At 40.7% G+C, this 18,796-nt stretch carries 14 protein-coding genes; 9 read left to right on the forward strand and 5 right to left on the reverse strand.

The annotated features are described in order from the left end of the window. Positions 1–50: 50 nt before the first annotated feature. Positions 51–941: an inositol oxygenase family protein gene (locus ACYVM0_RS10010; RefSeq protein ID WP_460556233.1), complete on the reverse strand. Its 891-nt coding sequence runs from the start codon at positions 939–941 to the stop codon at positions 51–53. A 168-nt stretch (positions 942–1,109) separates the two neighbouring features. Here ACYVM0_RS10010 and ACYVM0_RS10015 point away from each other — a divergent pair, with 168 nt between their 5' ends. The 3 genes from ACYVM0_RS10015 (at position 1,110) to ACYVM0_RS10025 (ending at position 6,504) form a co-directional block, all read left to right on the forward strand. Continuing rightward, positions 1,110–2,123, forward strand: a complete 1,014-nt coding sequence (locus tag ACYVM0_RS10015) for a LacI family DNA-binding transcriptional regulator (protein ID WP_460556236.1) — start codon at positions 1,110–1,112, stop codon at positions 2,121–2,123. 183 nt (positions 2,124–2,306) lie between these two features. Further along, positions 2,307–3,551, forward strand: coding sequence for an NAD(P)/FAD-dependent oxidoreductase (locus ACYVM0_RS10020; RefSeq protein WP_460556239.1), 1,245 nt, complete (start codon positions 2,307–2,309; stop codon positions 3,549–3,551). 82 nt (positions 3,552–3,633) lie between these two features. Beyond that, complete coding sequence (locus ACYVM0_RS10025; RefSeq protein ID WP_460556242.1) at positions 3,634–6,504, forward strand: DEAD/DEAH box helicase; 2,871 nt, start codon at positions 3,634–3,636, stop codon at positions 6,502–6,504. A 192-nt stretch (positions 6,505–6,696) separates the two neighbouring features. Here ACYVM0_RS10025 and ACYVM0_RS10030 read toward each other — a convergent pair whose 3' ends face one another. The 4 genes from ACYVM0_RS10030 to deoC all read right to left on the reverse strand — a co-directional run bounded on the left by ACYVM0_RS10030 (position 6,697) and on the right by deoC (position 10,674). Next, a complete protein-coding gene (locus tag ACYVM0_RS10030) occupies positions 6,697–8,100 on the reverse strand; it encodes an MBL fold metallo-hydrolase RNA specificity domain-containing protein (protein ID WP_460556245.1) in 1,404 nt (467 codons plus the stop codon). A 149-nt stretch (positions 8,101–8,249) separates the two neighbouring features. After that, positions 8,250–9,425 carry a M20 metallopeptidase family protein gene (locus ACYVM0_RS10035; protein WP_460556248.1) on the reverse strand — a complete coding sequence of 392 codons (1,176 nt, stop codon included), beginning with the start codon at positions 9,423–9,425 and terminating at the stop codon, positions 8,250–8,252. Positions 9,426–9,515: 90 nt separating this feature from the next. Continuing rightward, entirely contained in the window at positions 9,516–9,983 is a 468-nt protein-coding gene (locus tag ACYVM0_RS10040) for a hypothetical protein (protein WP_460556251.1), read from the reverse strand. A gap of 34 nt (positions 9,984–10,017) precedes the next feature. After that, positions 10,018–10,674, reverse strand: a complete 657-nt coding sequence (gene deoC / locus ACYVM0_RS10045; RefSeq protein WP_460556254.1) for a 2-deoxyribose-5-phosphate aldolase — start codon at positions 10,672–10,674, stop codon at positions 10,018–10,020. A 283-nt stretch (positions 10,675–10,957) separates the two neighbouring features. On the opposite strand from deoC, the gene ACYVM0_RS10050 reads away from it, so the two are divergent. The 6 genes from ACYVM0_RS10050 to ACYVM0_RS10075 all read left to right on the forward strand — a co-directional run bounded on the left by ACYVM0_RS10050 (position 10,958) and on the right by ACYVM0_RS10075 (position 18,461). Further along, positions 10,958–14,020, forward strand: a complete 3,063-nt coding sequence (locus ACYVM0_RS10050) for an amidohydrolase family protein (protein WP_460556257.1) — start codon at positions 10,958–10,960, stop codon at positions 14,018–14,020. A gap of 50 nt (positions 14,021–14,070) precedes the next feature. Continuing rightward, positions 14,071–15,369, forward strand: coding sequence for an amidohydrolase family protein (locus ACYVM0_RS10055; RefSeq protein ID WP_460556260.1), 1,299 nt, complete (start codon positions 14,071–14,073; stop codon positions 15,367–15,369). Positions 15,370–15,588: 219 nt separating this feature from the next. Next, positions 15,589–16,050, forward strand: coding sequence for a hypothetical protein (locus tag ACYVM0_RS10060; RefSeq protein WP_460556263.1), 462 nt, complete (start codon positions 15,589–15,591; stop codon positions 16,048–16,050). A gap of 350 nt (positions 16,051–16,400) precedes the next feature. Further along, positions 16,401–16,814, forward strand: coding sequence for a helix-turn-helix domain-containing protein (locus ACYVM0_RS10065; RefSeq protein WP_460556266.1), 414 nt, complete (start codon positions 16,401–16,403; stop codon positions 16,812–16,814). A 147-nt stretch (positions 16,815–16,961) separates the two neighbouring features. Then, a complete protein-coding gene (locus tag ACYVM0_RS10070) occupies positions 16,962–17,159 on the forward strand; it encodes a site-specific integrase (RefSeq protein ID WP_460556269.1) in 198 nt (65 codons plus the stop codon). A 294-nt stretch (positions 17,160–17,453) separates the two neighbouring features. Next, on the forward strand, positions 17,454–18,461 hold the full coding sequence (locus ACYVM0_RS10075) for a hypothetical protein (protein WP_460556272.1): 1,008 nt from the start codon (positions 17,454–17,456) through the stop codon (positions 18,459–18,461). Positions 18,462–18,796 lie beyond the last annotated feature (335 nt).

Genomic DNA, 18,796 nt, shown 5'->3' on the forward strand with positions numbered 1-18,796 from the left:
TGGTTGTTTTGGTTAGATTATTTAATTGGTCAATTCTCGAATAAAAATGGTTAGAACTTTAAAGTTGCCGGCAGGTATTTTGCCACTAACTCCGTGTAGTAAGGTTTCAGTTCATCCCAGTTGGGTGGTGTGGGATTTTTTGAATACAGGTCGTAAGGATTGAATAAACTTACCCACTTCAGCATTTCCTTATCGTGGTCATCTAATAAATGGCTGTATTCTCCTTCCCTGTGCCAGGCATAAAAAGAATGGTACCGCAGCATATACAAACCTTCTTCCGGTAAATGGTCTTTCATCATCTGGTACACATATTCATCATGTCCCCAGCTCATATCAACATTGCGTAATCCGCAATTCGGTGTGTAAACACCAAATTTTGTATTGTATCGTTCGTCGTTGTAATCAGGGTTATTTTTAAAAAATTCCGGGTACACAATTTTATCAGAATAGGCACATCCTACAGGGAATGTATCACCCACTACCGCCCATTGCGGTTCACCAAACAGGCAAAGCGTTTTTCCCATGTCATGCATCAATCCCACCATCACCATCCAGTCGGGGTGCCCGTCTCTTCTTATAGCTTCAGAGGTTTGTAATAGATGTTGAAACTGGTCCAGGTCAGTATCAGGATCGGAATCATCTACCAGTTGATTTAAAAACTGGAATGCATCCCATACCGGCATCTCCTTCTTATCAAATTTTAAAAAATTATTTTGTTTTTCTTTAACAAAATCAAAAGTCTGGTACGTATGATTGAGGCGGTAAAATTCTTTTACCGTATCCCTTGCAGGGGCTTCATAATTTCTGTACGCTTCTGTGGATTTGTCTTTTGCGATAGCTTTCGGATCGGGATAACGTTCCAGAACGTCTTCCTCCCATTCGTCGAGACTGTGCAGTGGATTTACTTCGCCGGGAAGCAATTGCTTTGCTGTTGACGCCATATAGTGCAATAGTTTTAAGTGTCTGATCTAAAAATCGTAACACTAAATTGACATTTTATAAATTACAAACGACGCATCGGGCTATTTTTATTTACGCAACCGTTTTCGCTTTTACTGGAAATTTATGTAGCTTACAAACCAATAAACAGGCGGATCAAGAATATTAAGATGGACAAACTGACTATTAAAACACTGGCAAAAGAATTACAACTTTCTGTTTCTACCATATCAAAAGCATTAAGAGACAGCCACGAGATAAGCGCAGAAACAAAAAGAAAAGTACTGGCATTAGCCGAAGAGCTGAACTATACCCCCAACCCATACGCCAGCAGTTTACGCAAAAGAAAAAGTAAAACCATTGGCGTGGTGATACCTGAAGTGGTAAACAGTTTTTTTTCTCAATCTATCAATGGTATTGAATCGGTGGCTAAAGCAAAAGGTTACCATGTACTCATCTATTTAACACATGAGAATTTTGAGAACGAAAAAGCGATCTTAAAAGATTTTGAAAGCGGCCGTGTGGATGGGGTGCTGCTGTCGGTATCAAGAGAAACAACAGCCAGTACACATATCAGTGAGTTAATTGATAAGGAAGTGCCGGTTATTTTTTTCGACAGGGTATTTGATGAGATCAACACCGTGAAAGTTACCACCAACGATTTTGAAAGTGCTTATGCTGCCACTACTCATTTGATAAAGAGCGGTTGTAAGAATCCGCATTTTGTTTCTATCATCGGCAATCTTAACATCATCAGCTGCCGCATGGAAGGATATAAAAAAGCATTGCAAGATAATGGTATACCCTTCAGCGATACCAATATTATCAATTGCACCACCAACTTCGAGCATAATTATAACATCCTTCTTAAAAAATTAAAAGCTGCTAAAAGGCCCGATGGTATTTTATGTTCCATTGAAAATTTATCGATCATCATTTATAAGGTTTGTGAAGACCTGAATATAAAAATTCCCGCCGACCTGCAGATGATCAGTTTTTCTAATTTAGATACGGCTTCTTTTTTAAATCCGCCGCTTACCACCATCACACAACCGGCTTACGAAATTGGGCAGGCCGCTGCTGCCACACTGGTAAAAGCATTGGAAAAAAAGAATTTTGTTATACCAAATGAAACCGTTGTTATTCCCTCGGTATTAACCATCCGCAAGTCCACAAAAAATTAAATAACCGGCAGGCGTTAAAAAAAACAGGTGATAACAATTGCTGCAGGGCAGCACTCAAATACAGGCATGCCCCCACCCCTCCTGCTTTTGCAGCCGAAAATTTTGCCATAAAGTTGAAGATGTAAGCACATTAGTTAGTAATTTGCCAGTTGTAATTAAGGAAGTAAAAACTAATAATTGATTATGAGTGAAATTGCTGTAATTGGTGGTGGTGTTATAGGTTTATCCAGTGCATACTACTTAAATAAAGCCGGTTACAACGTTACGGTTATTGAACGTGGAGATATTACAGATGGCTGTTCTTTTGGTAATATGGGTTATATTTCTCCCAGCCATTTTGTGCCTTTGGCCAGCCCGGGCATTATCAGCCAGGGGTTAAAATGGATGCTGAGTTCTACGTCTCCTTTTTATATTAAACCAAGATTGAACCTGGACCTGATGCAATGGGGATATCATTTCTGGAAAAGCAGCAATGCCGCAACAGTAGAAAAAAATTCGCCGCACCTGAATAATATTTTACAGCTGAGCCGTAAACTTATTAATGATCTCCGCAACGATATCGGCGACACTTTTGATATGGAACAGATCGGCTGCCTGATGATGTGTAAACAACAAAAAACACTGGACCATGAATTTCATATGGCAGATGATGCCGAAATGCTGGGCCTGAAAGTAGAACGCCTGGTAAAAGAAGACGTACAAAAATTAGAACCCAACGTAGAAGTAGATGTTGCCGGCGCCGTATTATTTAAAGATGACTGCCATTTTAATCCCGGTAAAATGATGGTGGCACTTAGGGATTACCTGGTAAGTAAAGGAGTAAAGCTGCAGCTTCATTCCACAGTTACGGGTTTTGAAAAAGCGACTAAAAAAATTACTGCTGTAATTACTGATAAGGGAAAATTTTCCTGCGACGAAGTTGTGGTTGCAACGGGTAGCTGGCTGCCGGTGGTGACAAAAATGATGGGCATAAAATTATTATTACAACCGGGTAAGGGTTACAGTTATACTTATCCTTCGGTAGAAAAAAATATTAAATACCCCGCTATTTTAGTTGATGGCCGATGTGCCATTACTCCATGGGGCAATCAATTAAGAATTGGCGGCACCATGGAATTAAGTGGCATCAACAATAAAGTACTGGTAAAACGCATGAAAGGCATTTACGATTCTGCATTGGATTTTTACCCCGGTTTAAAAATTGATTTTCCTCCTGTTGATAAAATATGGAATGGCCTGAGGCCCGTAACACCGGATGGTTTACCCTATATTGGCAAACATCATTTGTACGAGAATGTGGTGATTGCAGGTGGCCACGCCATGCTGGGTATCAGTGAAGGCACAGGTACCGGCAAATTGGTAACAGAGATCATTCAGCGTAAAACCACTTCTATCAATATCAGTGCATTTAAAGTAGAAAGATTTTAATAGCAACTGGTATCATTTTGTTTTTAATTAATAAACCAGGTGTGGCAATACCTGTTTAAAATAGTTTAACGTTCCTAACCTGATGACTCCCGAAACATTATCCGCTGCAGTAAAAACCGGTATCCTTTTTTTACCCCTTCAGTTACTCAAGCGAAATCCTTTTGTTCATTTATTAACCTTAAAAAAAGGGCAAGGCATTGTTCAATACAGTTCGCAGGAATTATCTCCCAGGGATCTGCCTAAATATTTTCCTGCATTACCACCGGTGGCTAAAGAAGCCGTAGCAGCATTACTACCGGAAAAAGTAAAACTTATTGAAGACGAACTGGTAAAAAAATACAGGCAACAGAAATCAGGTATCGGGGCAGAGCAGTTTATAGGCTCTGCTTACAACAGGCAGCTGCAGCAACTTTTTGAAACAGTAAAACCATTTTTCCCTTTACTGAAATGTTATCACCAGTTGCCCAATCCTGCAACAGGTAACCTGATGATAGCACCCTGTACATTCAGCAATTATACACCCTCACTTAGTTTTACTGTAGAAAAACAAAACAATAATTTTTTATTGTTTACACAAATCACCATCAATGGCATTGCCTATGCCGAGTATGATTTCAGGCGTTTTGCTTTTTTACTGGAAAGTAAGAATGAATATTTTATTCTTAAGAATAAAGATTACCAAACGCTGGAATGGATCAAAAAAAATAAAACCATTGATGCCGATGGCGCTGCCTTTGCAAAAAACATTTTAGCGGTACTGGAAGAAAATTATACTGTTGAAAGAAATAATTTATTTGCTGTTAACCTGGTTGAAAATATTGTACCCACGCAAAGGGTAATGCTGAGTGAGATCAGCAATTCATTTTTAGTGCTTACGCCGCAATGGATCTATGATGGCAATATTGCAGAAGGCGAATGGAAAGAACAGATTGAAACCACGGAGGAAGGGCAACAGGTTTTTATTAAAAGAAATAAACAGGCCGAGTTGGATTTTAAAAAATTGCTGGAAGGTCTGCACCCTAATTTTCCCAAACAATTAAATGGCTGGTATTATGTAAGCTTTGCTGATGCTCAAAAGAAACAATGGTTTTTAAAAGTATACCACCAGTTACTGGAAATGAATATTGAACTGGCGGGCATTGATATGCTTACGCACTTCAGGTATTCGCCACATAAGCCCGAAACTATTTTTGTAATCAGCAATATCAACGACAGCAAAGTTGAAATAACTTTTTCCTTACATTTTGGAAAAGAGTTAGTGCCCTTAAATGAATTGCAGAAAATAATATTGGCAGGGCAAAGAGCGGTGATGCTGAAAGATGGCTCATTAGGCGTATTGCATGAAGATTGGCTGGCCGAGTTTGCCACTATAATAAAACATAGTAAGATCAGCAATCCCTCAACATTGCTGGCACCCAAATGGCTGGCCATTGGTGAACATAGCAATGCAACAGCAGAAAAGAATTTATCGCTCAGCATCAGTACCGATTGGTGGCAGGTTTGGGAAAAATGGCAGGATATCAACTCGATAGTGTATCCCGTATCAAAAAAAATAAAAGCTACGTTAAGGCCTTACCAGCAAAAAGGTTTTGAATGGATGAAGATGCTGGCCGAAGTTAATGCCGGAGCCTGCCTGGCAGATGATATGGGCCTGGGTAAAACTTTGCAAACCATTTGTTTTATCACCGACAGATTAGAAGCTACGCCTGTGGGCATGGCTTTAATTGTTTGCCCGGCGTCTTTAATTTACAACTGGCAGGCTGAAATTGAAAAGTTTGCACCACACCTGCGTAGCTATGTACATCATGGTACACAACGCAACCTGGATAGTGTAAGCCACAAAACCACCGACGTATGCATCACCAGTTATGGTACTTTGCGTTCTGATATTGAAGCATTGTCAATCATACCTTTTGAAGTGGTGGTAATTGATGAAAGCCACAATATTAAAAGCCCGGCAGCACAAATTACCAAAGCAGTAAATCAAATACAGGGCAATTGTCGTGTAGCCCTTAGTGGTACACCGGTAATGAATAATACGTTTGATTTGTACAGCCAGCTGGAATTTTTACTGCCCGGCATGTTTGGCAGCAGGGAATTTTTTAAACGGGAATATGCCGATGCCATTGATAAAGACCATAACGAAGAAAAAATATGGATGCTGCAGAAATTAACCGCACCATTTATTTTACGCCGCACTAAAAACCAGGTAGCTAAAGACCTGCCCGAAAAAACAGAATCGGTACTCTGGTGCAATATGAGTACACAGCAAAAAGATCTATACGATGGCATTAAAAGCCAGATCAAAGACAACCTGTTTACTGATATTAAAACCAATGGCCTTGGTAAAACCAAACTGGCAGTGCTGCAGGGCATTATGAAACTGAAACAGATCTGCAGTTCGCCGATGTTATTACCAGCCGAAGAACAAAGCACCCGGCTCTCTGCTAAAACAGATCTGCTATTGGAAGAACTGGGTAATCTGGGTAAACATAAAGTGCTGGTATTTTCCCAGTTTGCAAAAATGCTGCAATTGCTTGCAGATACACTGACAGAAAAAGGCATTTCATTTTATTTATTAGATGGCAGTACGCCTGCCAAACAAAGAAGCCAGCTGGTAGCCGATTTTCAGCAAGAGGACAATACTACACAGGTATTCCTCATCAGCCTGATGGCGGGCAATACGGGGCTTACATTAACCGCTGCCGATTATGTTTTCCTGTTTGATCCCTGGTGGAATAATGCAGTGCAGCAACAGGCCATTGACCGTACTCACCGTATCGGGCAAACGAAAAATGTATTTGCCTATAAAATGATCTGCAAGGATACCATTGAAGAAAAAATTATGCAATTGCAACAAAGTAAAAAAGAACTGAGTGAAAACCTGATCGGCGATAATGAAGGATTTGTAAAACAGCTTACGAAAGAGGATGTGGAGTTTTTATTTAGTTAGCCGCATTCGGCGCCGGGGCCGGAACACGGATCTTTATGATGATCATGATTTACACTGACAGGAATTATCGGATAACAAGCTCTATAAACAAGCTTTTTGTTTACGCATATTAATCTTAACTGATCATAACCATCATAAAAATCTGCGTTCAAAAAAAAGAACCGCATTAGCGGTTCATCCTGTTATCTTTTGTCATCCCAATCCTACTTCACTATGCATTTCCGGTATTTCCACATCATAGCCTTTCTTCATTAACCGTAGCCGAAAATCCTGTTGCACATTATATTCACCATGCACTAAAAATAAACGTTGTACCTGTTTCGGGTTCTGGCAGGCAAGGAATTGGCTCAGGTCATCATAATCGCCATGGGCACTCATACTGCGGATGCTGCCTACTTCGGCATTGATCTCATGCGTAACCCCAAAAATATTCACTTCCTTTCTTCCGGGTTGCTGCAATTTGGCACCAAGCGAATTGGGTTCGCAATAACCCGTCATTAAAATAGTATTGCGGCTGCTTTCGATATTATTACTGATATGATGTTTCACTCTTCCTGCATCTGCCATACCACTTGCAGAGATCACTACAAAAGGACCGTTCTTAAAATTCAGCAGTTTTGATTCATCAACCGACTGCACAAATTTCAATCCTTTAAATCCAAACGGATCATTATCGCTGGCCAATATTTTTTGTATGGTCTTATTGAAATACTGCGGGTAATGCTTTACTATTTCGGTGGCTTTTACACTCAGCGGGCTATCTACATAATACGGCACATCAGGTAATCGTCTTTCTAATTCCAACTGATTTAAAGCAAATAAAATTTCCTGTGTACGGCCTACGCTGAAAGCTGCAATAATTAATTTCCCTTTTTTCTGCAGGCAGGCTTTCTCCACCCATTCCAGTATCTGGTCAGGTGTGGTAATGGCATTATCGTGCAGGCTGTTACCATAAGTAGATTCCAAGATAATATAATCTGCCTGCGAAAATTCTGCCGGTGATTTTAATATTACATCTCTATACCTGCCCACATCACCACTAAAAGTTAACCTGGTTATTTTTCCATCTTCCTTAATTTTTAAATGCACCGCTGCACTGCCAATGATATGGCCGGCATCGGTATACATCACGTCTATACTTTCATCAATGGTAAACCAGGTATCATACTCTACTGTTACAAACTGATCCACTGCAGCCAAAGCCTGGTCGGTGGTGTACAAAGGTTTTAAATAGGGTAAGCCTTCCTGTGCCCTTCTTTTATTTTCGTATTTCACATCATTTTCCTGTATACCGGCGCTGTCTTCCATTAATACGGCAGACAATTCTTTAGTAGCCGGTGTGCAATAAATTTTTCCTTTAAAACCATCCGCTACCAATTTAGGAATAAGCCCGCAATGATCCACATGCGCATGCGAAAGAATTAAGGTGGTTACTTCAGTGGGATCAAATCCAAACTGGCGGTTCATCATATCGGTATCTTTTCCCAACCCCTGGAACATACCACAATCCAGTAAATATTTTTTGCCGTTTTTTAAACTGAGTAAGTGTTTTGAACCGGTAACGGTTCTTGCAGCACCATGGAAAGCAAGTTTCATATAATTTTTTATTTTTTAGCTACATGTAAAATTTATGCAACCGCTATTCAATTTACAGGAAAATGTTCAATGCTCAATTCTCAAGTTAAAATACAGGTACATTCTTCCTGAGCATTGTTCGTTGAACATTGAAAATTGAGCATTCTTTCTCATTCTCCACTTCCCAAAAAGGCCATCATCCCCATCCCCACTTCTATCGCTCCTTCATCAATATTAAATGTGGGCGTATGCACACCGCTGGTAATGCCTTTTGCTTTATTGCCTGCCCCTAACCTGAAAAAGCAGGCCGGTACCTGGTGAGAGTAATAACCAAAATCTTCGGCTCCCATTCTTAATTCTGTTTCGCTTACATTTGCGGCTCCCATATAGTCTTCAGCATTTTTACGGGACACTGCATTTAATGCTTCGTCGTTTAACACAAAGGGATAGCCGACATCAATTAAAATATCCGCTTCTGCACCCATTGTTTTTACCAGTTCAATAGTTTGTGTTTTTATCAGCTCATGTGCTTTAAAACGCCACTCCTCATTCATAGCACGGAAAGTGCCCATCAGTTTTACCTCGCTGGGGATAACGTTAGTGGTATTACCGCCATTAAAAGAAGTGATGGATAATACCGAAGGATTGAAAGGATTGTTATTGCGGCTGATGATCTGCTGCAGGCTTACTACCAAATGCGATGCAATTAAAATGGTATCGGCGGTTAAATGCGGTGCTGCTGCATGGCCACCTTTTGCTTTAATGGTAATATAAATTTCATCGGCACTGGCCATGATCATACCTCCCCTGAAACTCAATTGCCCCACTTCCATCCCGGGATGCACATGCAAGGCAAATATTTTTTGTGGCTTAGGGTTTTCCAGTACCCCATCTTTGATCATTATACTGGCGCCTCCCGGGTTCTTTTCTTCTCCCGGTTGAAAAATTAATTTTACCGTACCCTCCCATTCGTCTTTCAGTTCATTTAAAATTTTTGCAGCACCTAATAAACAGGTGGTGTGTACATCGTGGCCGCAGGCATGCATCACGCCTTCGTGTAATGATCTGTAGGGCACATCATTGGCTTCTGTAATGGGCAATGCATCCATATCGGCACGCAATGCAATTATTTTTTTTTCCGGATTTTTTCCTTTGATTAAACCCACCACACCTGTAGTGGCCATTATTTCAAAAGGAATGCCCCAGCCCTGTAGTTTTTGCTGTACAAATTTTGAGGTCTCAAATTCTTTATAGCTCAGTTCGGGATGGGCATGTATATGCTGCCTTACATCAATAAATTCGCTGGCATATAATCGGGCTAATTGTTGTATTTTTTCTTTCAGCATAATTGAGTCGTGAGACGTGAGACATGAATGGTGAATCGTCAGTGGTGAATCTGACAGCATTATTGAGTTTTCCCATCCAGGTGTTACTACTTACCGTTGGCTATCTTCATTTTCTTTGCTCTTATCCACTTTTACCTCTACAATTTCCGGTACCAGGTAAATATTAGTTGTTACTATTTTAGAGCTGGTGAGCATTTTCCGGTATTTTTCTGCCTCATCTTTTTCTACAAAATTGCCAAATTTTAGTTTTATAAAAGGCGCCTGGAAGGTCATGTACACTTTTTGTTCGGGAAAACGCTGCAGCAAGGCAGCCCTTACTTTTTTAGCATATTCATTATCGTTGCTGCTTAGTACCAGTAAGCGGTAGCCCTTGGCAGCCTTTGTACCCAGCCCAACAGTGGCTTTATTAATTTCAGCTTCCTGTTTGGCCAAAATGTCCAGCCGGGGGTCTTTATTAATAGTTATTTTACCGGTAACTGCAGTGTCGGCAGCTACAGTTTGTGCCTTAACGGCCACCCAAAAAAGCAACGCAAAAAATAATAGTATCGTTTGTTTCATATTCATCCGTTTTTGCAAAAACTGTTCCATCAATTTACCGGCCGGCTTCTTTAACAATCTGTACACTACTGCTGCATCCTAACCTGTTTGCCCCTGCACTCACCAACGCTGCAGCAAAACTATAGTTTTTTATACCACCGCTTGCCTTAATTTTTATGGAAGACGGTAAATGTTTACGCATCAGTTGCACCGCAGCAATGGTAGCTCCTGTTTCGGCGTAACCGGTGCTGGTCTTCATAAAATCCACCCCGGCGGCACCATAAATATCGCAGCAGGTAATAATTTCTTCGTCGGTTAAAATACCGCTTTCAATAATTACTTTAATTACTTTGCCTTTACTTCTTATCACCGGCATTACCGTATTGATCTCGTTGGCTAAAAACTGCCAGTCGTTGTTTTTTATGGCACTGATGTTAATTACCATATCCAGTTCGTCGGCGCCATCAATAATGGCCAGCACTATTTCGGCCACCTTGGCCTCAATAGCCGAGTAGCCAAACGGGAAACCGATAACAGTAGCCACTTTTACATTAGTTGCCGCTGTTAATTCCTTTGCTTTTTTTACAAATAAAGGGGGCACGCAAACAGCGGCAAAGCCGTACTCTTTTGCTTCGGCACACAATTGCTCTACATTGGCAATGGTGGTGGTGGGTTTTAAAACCGTATGGTCTATATAAGAGGCAATGTTCATAATGGGATGTAAAAATACGGTTTTTATAAAGCTGATAAAGGTTGCCAATACTTTTTCTCTTTCCGGTATTTAATCTAGCTTCAAGAGACAAGCTGCAAGGGGATGCATGTTATTTAAACCCCTTTTACTATTCTCTTGCAGTTTTTTTACAATATAAACAACAACTAACCATCTTTATATAATTCTCATCTCCACTCACATAATATTACACCAATGGTTATTGTTCAACAGATAGTTTCGTTATTTTTATCGTTCATTCCTTTTAATACCAAAACTTCTTTTCATGCAAAAATTAAAATTTCCGGCACTGGTATTGGCGTTTGTAATTACCACTTTACAGATCAATGCCCAGGCCACTTTTCCCGTTAATGATGTTGCCAGCCCCAAAGACGGCAGCTATGCTTTTACCAATGCCACCATTGTAAAAGATGCCCAAAGCACTTTACAAAATGCCACATTGGTAATAAGGCAGGGGAAGATTGAAAATATAGGTACCAATATCGCCATCCCTAAAGATGCGGTGGTAATTGATTGTAAAGGAAAATTTATCTATCCTTCCTTTATCGACATCTTCAGCGATTACGGTATTGTAACCCCGCAACGCCAGCAAGGCGGCGGTGGCTTTTTTGCCGCACAGCAGATTACTTCGGGCACCAAGGGTGCATTTGGCTGGAACCAGGCCATTAAAAGCGAGACTGATGGCAGCAAATTATTTACCGGCGATGATACCAAAGCAAAAACCTTACGTGACCTTGGTTTTGGCGCCGCACTCACCCACCAGAAAGATGGTATTGCCCGTGGTACCGGCCCATTGGTTTCGCTGGCTACACAGCCCGATAACTTTACTGTATTAAAAGATAAGGCAGCGGCTTTTTATTCGTTCAGTAAAGGTACTTCCACACAGAGCTATCCTAATTCTATGATGGGTATGATCGCTTTATTGCGCCAGACCTATTTAGATGCCCAATGGTATAAATCTGCTCCGGCTAAGGAAGGCACTAACCTCTCTCTAAAAAGCTGGAACGATAACCAAAGCCTGCCACAGATATTTGATGCCAGCGATAAATGGAACGATTTACGTGCCGATAAAATAGGCGACGAGTTTGGTGTGCAATATATTATTAAAGGTGGCGGTAACGAGTACCAGCGCATTAAAGAAATTGCCGCTACAAAAGCTGCCTACATTCTTACTTTAAATTATCCTGCAGCAATGGATGTGGATGACCCGAACGACCTGCGTTTTGTGGGCCTGGACGATCTGAAACATTGGGAACTGGCACCGGGCAATGCAGCAGCACTGGAAAAAGCAGGGGTTCCTTTTTGTATTTCTACAGCAGACCTTGCCAATACCACCGATTTTATGCCTAACCTGCGTAAAGCCATTGAATATGGTTTAACAGAAACCAGGGCCCTGGAAGCATTAACCAAAACACCCGCCACATTATTAGGTGTGTACGATAAACTGGGTAGTTTAGATAATGGCAAGATCGCCAATTTTGTAATTACCTCCGGCCCCATCTTTGCCGAAAAAACCACGGTATTTCAAAACTGGACACAGGGTATTAAGAATGCCGTAAAAGAAGATAGCTGGTACGATGTAAAAGGCGCTTATAAATATACCGCCGGCAATGGCAAAGCATTTTCGCTAGAATTAAAAGATGGCGGTGTGGCCAGCTTTATTGCTGCCGACACCCTTACCGGTAAATACAGTTACGATGGTAAACTGGTAAAACTGAGTTATACCGAAGGCCGCGGCAGAGAGGCTAAAGAAACTATTTTAAGCGGTACGGCCAATGGCGATACCTGGAATGGTATGGGCAGGGATATTGCAGGCAACACATTTACATGGTCGGCAAGTTTTGACCATGCCCTGGAAGTAAAAGCAGATAGTGTTAAAGCCAAAACGCCATTAACACTGGGTAAAGTAACGTATCCTTTTGTAAGCTATGGCTGGGAAGAAGCGCCAAAGCAGGAAAACATACTTATTAAAAATGCTACCGTATGGACAAGTGATGCAGCAGGTAAATTAGAAGAAACCGATGTACTGGTAAAAGATGGCAAGATAGCCGCCATTGGAAAAAACTTGTCTGATGCTACAGCAAAAGTGATTGATGGCAAGGGCAAACATTTAACACCGGGTATTATTGATGAACACTCACATATTGCTGCCGCTTCTATTAATGAAGGCGGGCAAAGTGTAACATCTGAGGTAAGGATTGGTGATAACCTTAACCCCGAAGATGTGAATATTTACAGGCAGTTAAGCGGTGGTGTTACTACCTCTCATATACTGCATGGCTCGGCCAATACCATTGGCGGGCAAACACAATTGATAAAATTACGCTGGGGCGCAAACGCAGAAGACCTGAAATTTGCAGGTGCCGACCCTTTCATCAAATTTGCATTGGGTGAAAATGTAAAACGCAGTTCAAGCTCGCAAGGCAATACCCGTTTCCCCGATACAAGGATGGGTGTGGAAGAAGTGCAGATGGATGCTTTTCAAAGAGCCAGCGATTACCAGAAACAATGGAAAGCCGCAGAAGAAAATAATAAAAAGAAAGGTGCCACACCCATGGTGGTAAGAAGAGACCTGGAACTGGATGCCCTGGTAGAGATCATGAACAGCAAGCGATTTATCACCTGCCACTCTTATGTACAAAGCGAAATAAATGAAACCATGAAGGTGGCTGAACATTTTGGTTTTAAAATAAACACCTTTACCCATATTTTAGAAGGCTATAAAGTAGCTGATAAAATGAAAGCCCATGGCGCCAACGCATCTACCTTCAGCGATTGGTGGAATTATAAAATGGAAGTAGTGGATGCCATTGCCTACAATGCCTACATTATGAATAAGGTGGGTTTAAATGTTGCCATCAATTCTGATGATGCAGAAATGGCACGCCGCTTAAACCAGGAAGCTGCAAAAAGCGTGAAGTATGGTGGCATGAGCGAAGAAGATGCATTGAAGATGGTAACTATCAACCCTGCAAAAATGCTGCATGTAGATGCTAAAGTGGGCAGCATAAAAGTGGGTAAAGATGCCGACCTTGTTTTATGGAGCGATAACCCTTTGAGCATTTATGCCAATGCATTAACCACTATTGTAGATGGTACCATTTATTTTGACAGGGATAAAGACATGGAATTGCGCAAACGCAACCAGGCCGAAAAAGCAAGGCTGATACAAAAATTAGCGGCCGCAAAAAAATCATCCGATGCACCGGGGGGTACCAGAGGCAATTTTCAAAGGCCAAGGCCAAGATTTGAAGTGGTGAATACCTGTATGGATCATACACACCATGGCCTGTTAGAGGTAGATGCGGATGAACTGGACGGGCAGTAGTGTATAATGGATAATGAAATAATGGATAATTGATAATTAAAAAAATACTGATGAAAAAAATATTAATAGCTTGTTTAACGGTATGTAGTTTTGCTACTGCACGGGCACAGGAAACAGTGTACCCTGCACCGGTACAAAAAGAAACCATCACTTTAACCAATGCCACCATACATGTAGGCAATGGCAATGTAATTACCAGTGGTAATGTAGTGATCACAAACGGTAAGATAACCGAAGTAGGTGCCACTACTTCTACCGGCGGAAAAATAATTGACTGCAAGGGCAAACATATTTATCCCGGTTTAATTTTAACGTCTACCGAACTGGGTTTGATGGAAGTACCTGCGGTAAGGGCCACCATTGATGCAGAAGAACTGGGAGAGCTAAACCCCAGCATCCGTTCTATAGTGGCGTATAATACCGATAGCAAAGTGATCAACACTTTACGTACCAGCGGCATCTTATTAGCCAATACCGTACCGGGTGGCGGGCTTATCTCCGGCTCTTCTTCTGTAGTACAGTTAGATGCCTGGAACTGGGAGGATGCGGTGTATAAAATGGATGGCGCCATACATTTTCGCATGCCATCTTTATTAGCACGTACCCGTGGCCGTGGTGGCTTTGGTGGCGGGCAGCAACCACCTGTTGACCCTGTAAAAAGAGGCCTTGAGCAGGTGGAAAGCGTGAAAGCCTTCTTCAGGGAAGCCAAGGCTTACCTGGCAGAGCCAACGCATGAGAATACCAATTTAAAATACGAAGCGGTAAAAGGTTTGTTCAGCAAAAAACAAAAACTGTTTATCCATTGCAATATTGTAAAGGAGATGCTGCTGGCGGTTGACTTTGTAAAAGAGTTTGGCTTTGATGTGGTGCTGGAAGGCGCATCGGACAGCTGGCAGATAGCCGATCTTTTAAAGCAAAATAATATTGCTGTGGTGCTGGAACAATTACATGCCCTGCCAACGATGGTGGATGATGACATTGACCAGCCTTTTAAAACACCTGCAGTTTTGCAAAAAGCAGGGGTATTATTTGCGTTGAATGATAATGACGAAAACACCCGCAGCCGCAACCTGCCTTTTGAAGCCGGCACTGCTGCTGCCAATGGCCTTACTAAAGAAGAAGCTTTAACTGCCATTACTTTAAGCGCCGCAAAAATATTGGGCATTGCTGATAAAACAGGATCGGTAGAAACCGGCAAAGACGCCAATATAGTGGTAAGCGACGGCGATATACTGGATATGAAAAGCAATAGCATTACCCACGCCTTTATACAAGGCAGGGAAGTAAACCTTACCAATAAGCAAACACAGTTGTTTGACAAGTATAAGTATAAGTATGGTATAAAATAATTGCAGTTTTAGTATGAAGGATCCCGGTTGTTGCAACCGGGATTTTTTTTGTTTGCACGGCGCCTCTTAAAAAATTACGGCCTGGGCCACAAAAAAACAGGCCTGCTGAGGCCAATAAATTATTGCGTGCAGCCGGAATTAAAAACAATAATAACTTTATAGTATCTATTATGGATAACCGTAATTACCGCCAAAGATGCTATAAAAAGATAACTTACTATGCCAGCACCTATTTATAAAAAAATACCGTTTGCCGTTGTAAAAAAGCACATTGAAAAGATATTCAATAATGAAAGTAATAGCATTAATTTTGTTTTAACGCCAGGTTCTATTCACCAGTTTGCCGAACAATGCGGCGTACAATTTAAATGGCGCCCGATATTGAATTGGGAAGACAATACCTACGAATTGAGTAACCAGGATTATTTAGATATTGCATTTGCAAAACTTACACCTGCAGGCGGCGAAACGATCATTGTAACCGATGAGTGTTTCAGAGATCAGGAGGCTTTTTCTGTTTTTTACTTTAAGGATATGATTTACTTTATGGAAATTGTATACCCGGATCTGTTGAATATGGAATTTACACAACCTTGTGATTATATTTTTATTCAACCAGGCATTGATCTGATTACAATGATTCATCATGAAGGGATGAGGACAAAATATATACGTGTATAAATTTGGCTTGCTGCAGCGGCGCCGGTTAGTTGCAAATTTTAACACTATTGATTTATGTAGGTAAAACCAGGTTGCCTGTTTGAGGCACTAACCCTAACGGATAAAGGCACCGGTAAAAGAGGGCCAGGTATTGTGGTTTACCTGTTACCAGGTGCCGCACCGCATAGCCCGGCCTGCAGCAGCAAACACTAACCACTTTGTTAAGCACCAGGATGCTTTTTACCCTTATAGAAACGGGAGGTACCCCGGGCGCCGCAAAGGATATAATTTATCTTAAAAAAAGAGTATTTTATACGAGAGGGTATACTTATAAATGTTGTTATATTTGTAAACACACAATCAAATACTATATGGAAAAAACAATACACCAGGGCCGCAATGTAAAACGCTTTAGAGAGATGCTGGGCATTAAACAGGAAAGCCTTGCCCACGACCTGGGCGCAGACTGGAACCAGAAAAAGATATCGCTGCTGGAAAGCAAAGAGCAGATTGACGAGGCCTTGCTGCAACAGGTGGCCGGGGTATTGAAGGTACCACTGGAGGCGATTAAGAATTTTGATGAAGAAGTTGCAGTGAATATTATCTCCAACACATTTAATGACCAATCGAACGGCTATAACTACTACCCCACATTTACCGTTAACCCTGTAGAAAAATGGATGGAAGCAGTTAATAAAAATGAAGAACTTTACGAACGTTTGTTACAAAGTGAAAGAGAGAAAGTGGAGCTGTTGCAAAAGCTGTTAGCTGCAAAGCAGCCATAATGCGGATTGTTTACTTTGGAGTTGTAAGAGCGTATTGTTTGTATTGTGGTGGCTATATTTAAATTTGCACCGCAATTACCCCACGGGCTACACGCCGTTACTGCCCCCGTTACTGCAGCAAAAGAATAAAGCCGGGTAAAAAAAGAAGTGGGGATACATAGCCTGCGGCACAGTTTTGCCACCCACCTGCCTGATAAGGGCACCGATATAAAATACATAAAAGAACTGCTGGGCCATTTTGATATTAAGACAACGGAGCGTTACCTGCATGTAAGTAAAAAGCAGCTGGTAAATATTGTAAGCCCATTTGATGATTTGTGGAAGCAGGAAGCAATAGACTGGTAGCCGACTGTTTTGAGTTTAAATTAGTTGCATTTGAATATTTTATTTTTTAATAAATAAATTCTTAATTTAGGATATGCAGCCGCACCTTGAAAGCATGTGAGTCAGGGTTGGCAACGCCATATTTTTTACAACAAGATCAGACATATTAAAAAAATAGTTAAATCTCATTGACGCTACGCTAAATACAAAATGTATAACATTAAAGCTTTGATTTTCAATATATTTTTATTTAACCTAATAGCGTATAATAACATAAATACACACTTTGGCTGCAAGCGTAACACAAGCATCAAAATGACCGTAAGTTTAAAAATATTTGCTATCTGCTTTATTCCGCTACTAACTTTTGGTCAAACCATTAGACCTGAAGTAGAATCTCTTGTTGACAGCATTGCTAAATATAACAAGTTGGACGGATTATATATTGGGTATCCTGGTATTAAGTCAAATCAATATGACCGTCTAAACCAATTGACAGAGATTTCAACATCAAAAGAACTTTTAGCCTTGACGGCAAGCAAGAATACTACTGTTAAATGTGCTGCCTTTCAATCTCTTTGTTCAAAAGACAGTGTTGACATTATTCCTGTTGTAATATCGCATCTCTATGACACAAGTTTAGTTTCTATACAACAAGGGTGTATTGGCTCGCAACAAATGACAGGCGACTATTTTCTGCAGACATTTTACTTTTATCTGGCAACCAAAGACAGCAGCTATTGGATAAACAATTATCCAAGCATTGCAAGAGTTGACAGCTTACTATTTTACGACCCAAAAAATCGTCTTGCGTACAAAGAAGGGAGAATTAAAGGAATTAATGGCGACACTTTGTATTACGACAGAATAAGAGATATAGCTCTAAACGAAAGAATTCCAGTTTCAGTTTTGGCATTGGCAAAGTATAAAAGGCAACAGGATAAAGAAATTATTACAAGCTATTTTTCTGATGACAAAACTCAATACTATGCTATTTGGGCAGTTAGAGAATTCCCAGATACTACTTTTTATCCGCTGCTAATTAAAGTATTTGAAACAGAATGGAAGGACAAATACTATGACTATAGTAAATGGAGAATACTTTATCAGGCATTAGCAAAATATCCCAACGCAAAGACAATAGAATTATTTGATAAAACCATAAATGCAAGAAACAAGTTTAGACGGGAAACATTGGGAAGGTATCTAACAATTGCGATTGCAAAATATCCAAATCCACTTTTTGAGAAATACCAGAACAAGGTTGACATAGACAACTTACACAAAGAGTTCCTAGGAGAAGAAGCGAACGTGGAGAATTGACGCCCCTAATGAAACGCCAGCAGGCAACAAAAGGTTTGCCGCAGGGCTGGCGGACGTAGTAACAATCAGCAGTTTAACTACTATCAGCTAATATCGGGCTTGACCGAATTCTATTGAGCTTTTAGTTGTTAACTTCAACTTCAGTTTTTCAATCGGCTTCAGTTGCCGGGCAGACAGTTAAAAAATACCAGCCCTGCGGCAAGCCTCGAACGTTGGCTGTAATTTTAAGAACACCCTTAAATTTCGATAACCCAGCACAAGACCAATACGAAACAGATTAAATCTTTGACCTTACAAACAGAAGCTTTTGAATAGAAATTCATTTCTATTAATTA

Source organism: Ferruginibacter profundus (genome assembly GCF_054783275.1).

Coding starts and splice junctions, on each gene's coding strand:
- ACYVM0_RS10010 (WP_460556233.1), bottom strand. CDS start 941: ATGGCGTCAACAGCAAAGCAATTGCTTCCCGGCGAAGTAAATCCACTG.
- ACYVM0_RS10015 (WP_460556236.1), top strand. CDS start 1,110: ATGGACAAACTGACTATTAAAACACTGGCAAAAGAATTACAACTTTCT.
- ACYVM0_RS10020 (WP_460556239.1), top strand. CDS start 2,307: ATGAGTGAAATTGCTGTAATTGGTGGTGGTGTTATAGGTTTATCCAGT.
- ACYVM0_RS10025 (WP_460556242.1), top strand. CDS start 3,634: ATGACTCCCGAAACATTATCCGCTGCAGTAAAAACCGGTATCCTTTTT.
- ACYVM0_RS10030 (WP_460556245.1), bottom strand. CDS start 8,100: ATGAAACTTGCTTTCCATGGTGCTGCAAGAACCGTTACCGGTTCAAAA.
- ACYVM0_RS10035 (WP_460556248.1), bottom strand. CDS start 9,425: ATGCTGAAAGAAAAAATACAACAATTAGCCCGATTATATGCCAGCGAA.
- ACYVM0_RS10040 (WP_460556251.1), bottom strand. CDS start 9,983: ATGAAACAAACGATACTATTATTTTTTGCGTTGCTTTTTTGGGTGGCC.
- deoC (WP_460556254.1), bottom strand. CDS start 10,674: ATGAACATTGCCTCTTATATAGACCATACGGTTTTAAAACCCACCACC.
- ACYVM0_RS10050 (WP_460556257.1), top strand. CDS start 10,958: ATGCAAAAATTAAAATTTCCGGCACTGGTATTGGCGTTTGTAATTACC.
- ACYVM0_RS10055 (WP_460556260.1), top strand. CDS start 14,071: ATGAAAAAAATATTAATAGCTTGTTTAACGGTATGTAGTTTTGCTACT.
- ACYVM0_RS10060 (WP_460556263.1), top strand. CDS start 15,589: ATGCCAGCACCTATTTATAAAAAAATACCGTTTGCCGTTGTAAAAAAG.
- ACYVM0_RS10065 (WP_460556266.1), top strand. CDS start 16,401: ATGGAAAAAACAATACACCAGGGCCGCAATGTAAAACGCTTTAGAGAG.
- ACYVM0_RS10075 (WP_460556272.1), top strand. CDS start 17,454: ATGACCGTAAGTTTAAAAATATTTGCTATCTGCTTTATTCCGCTACTA.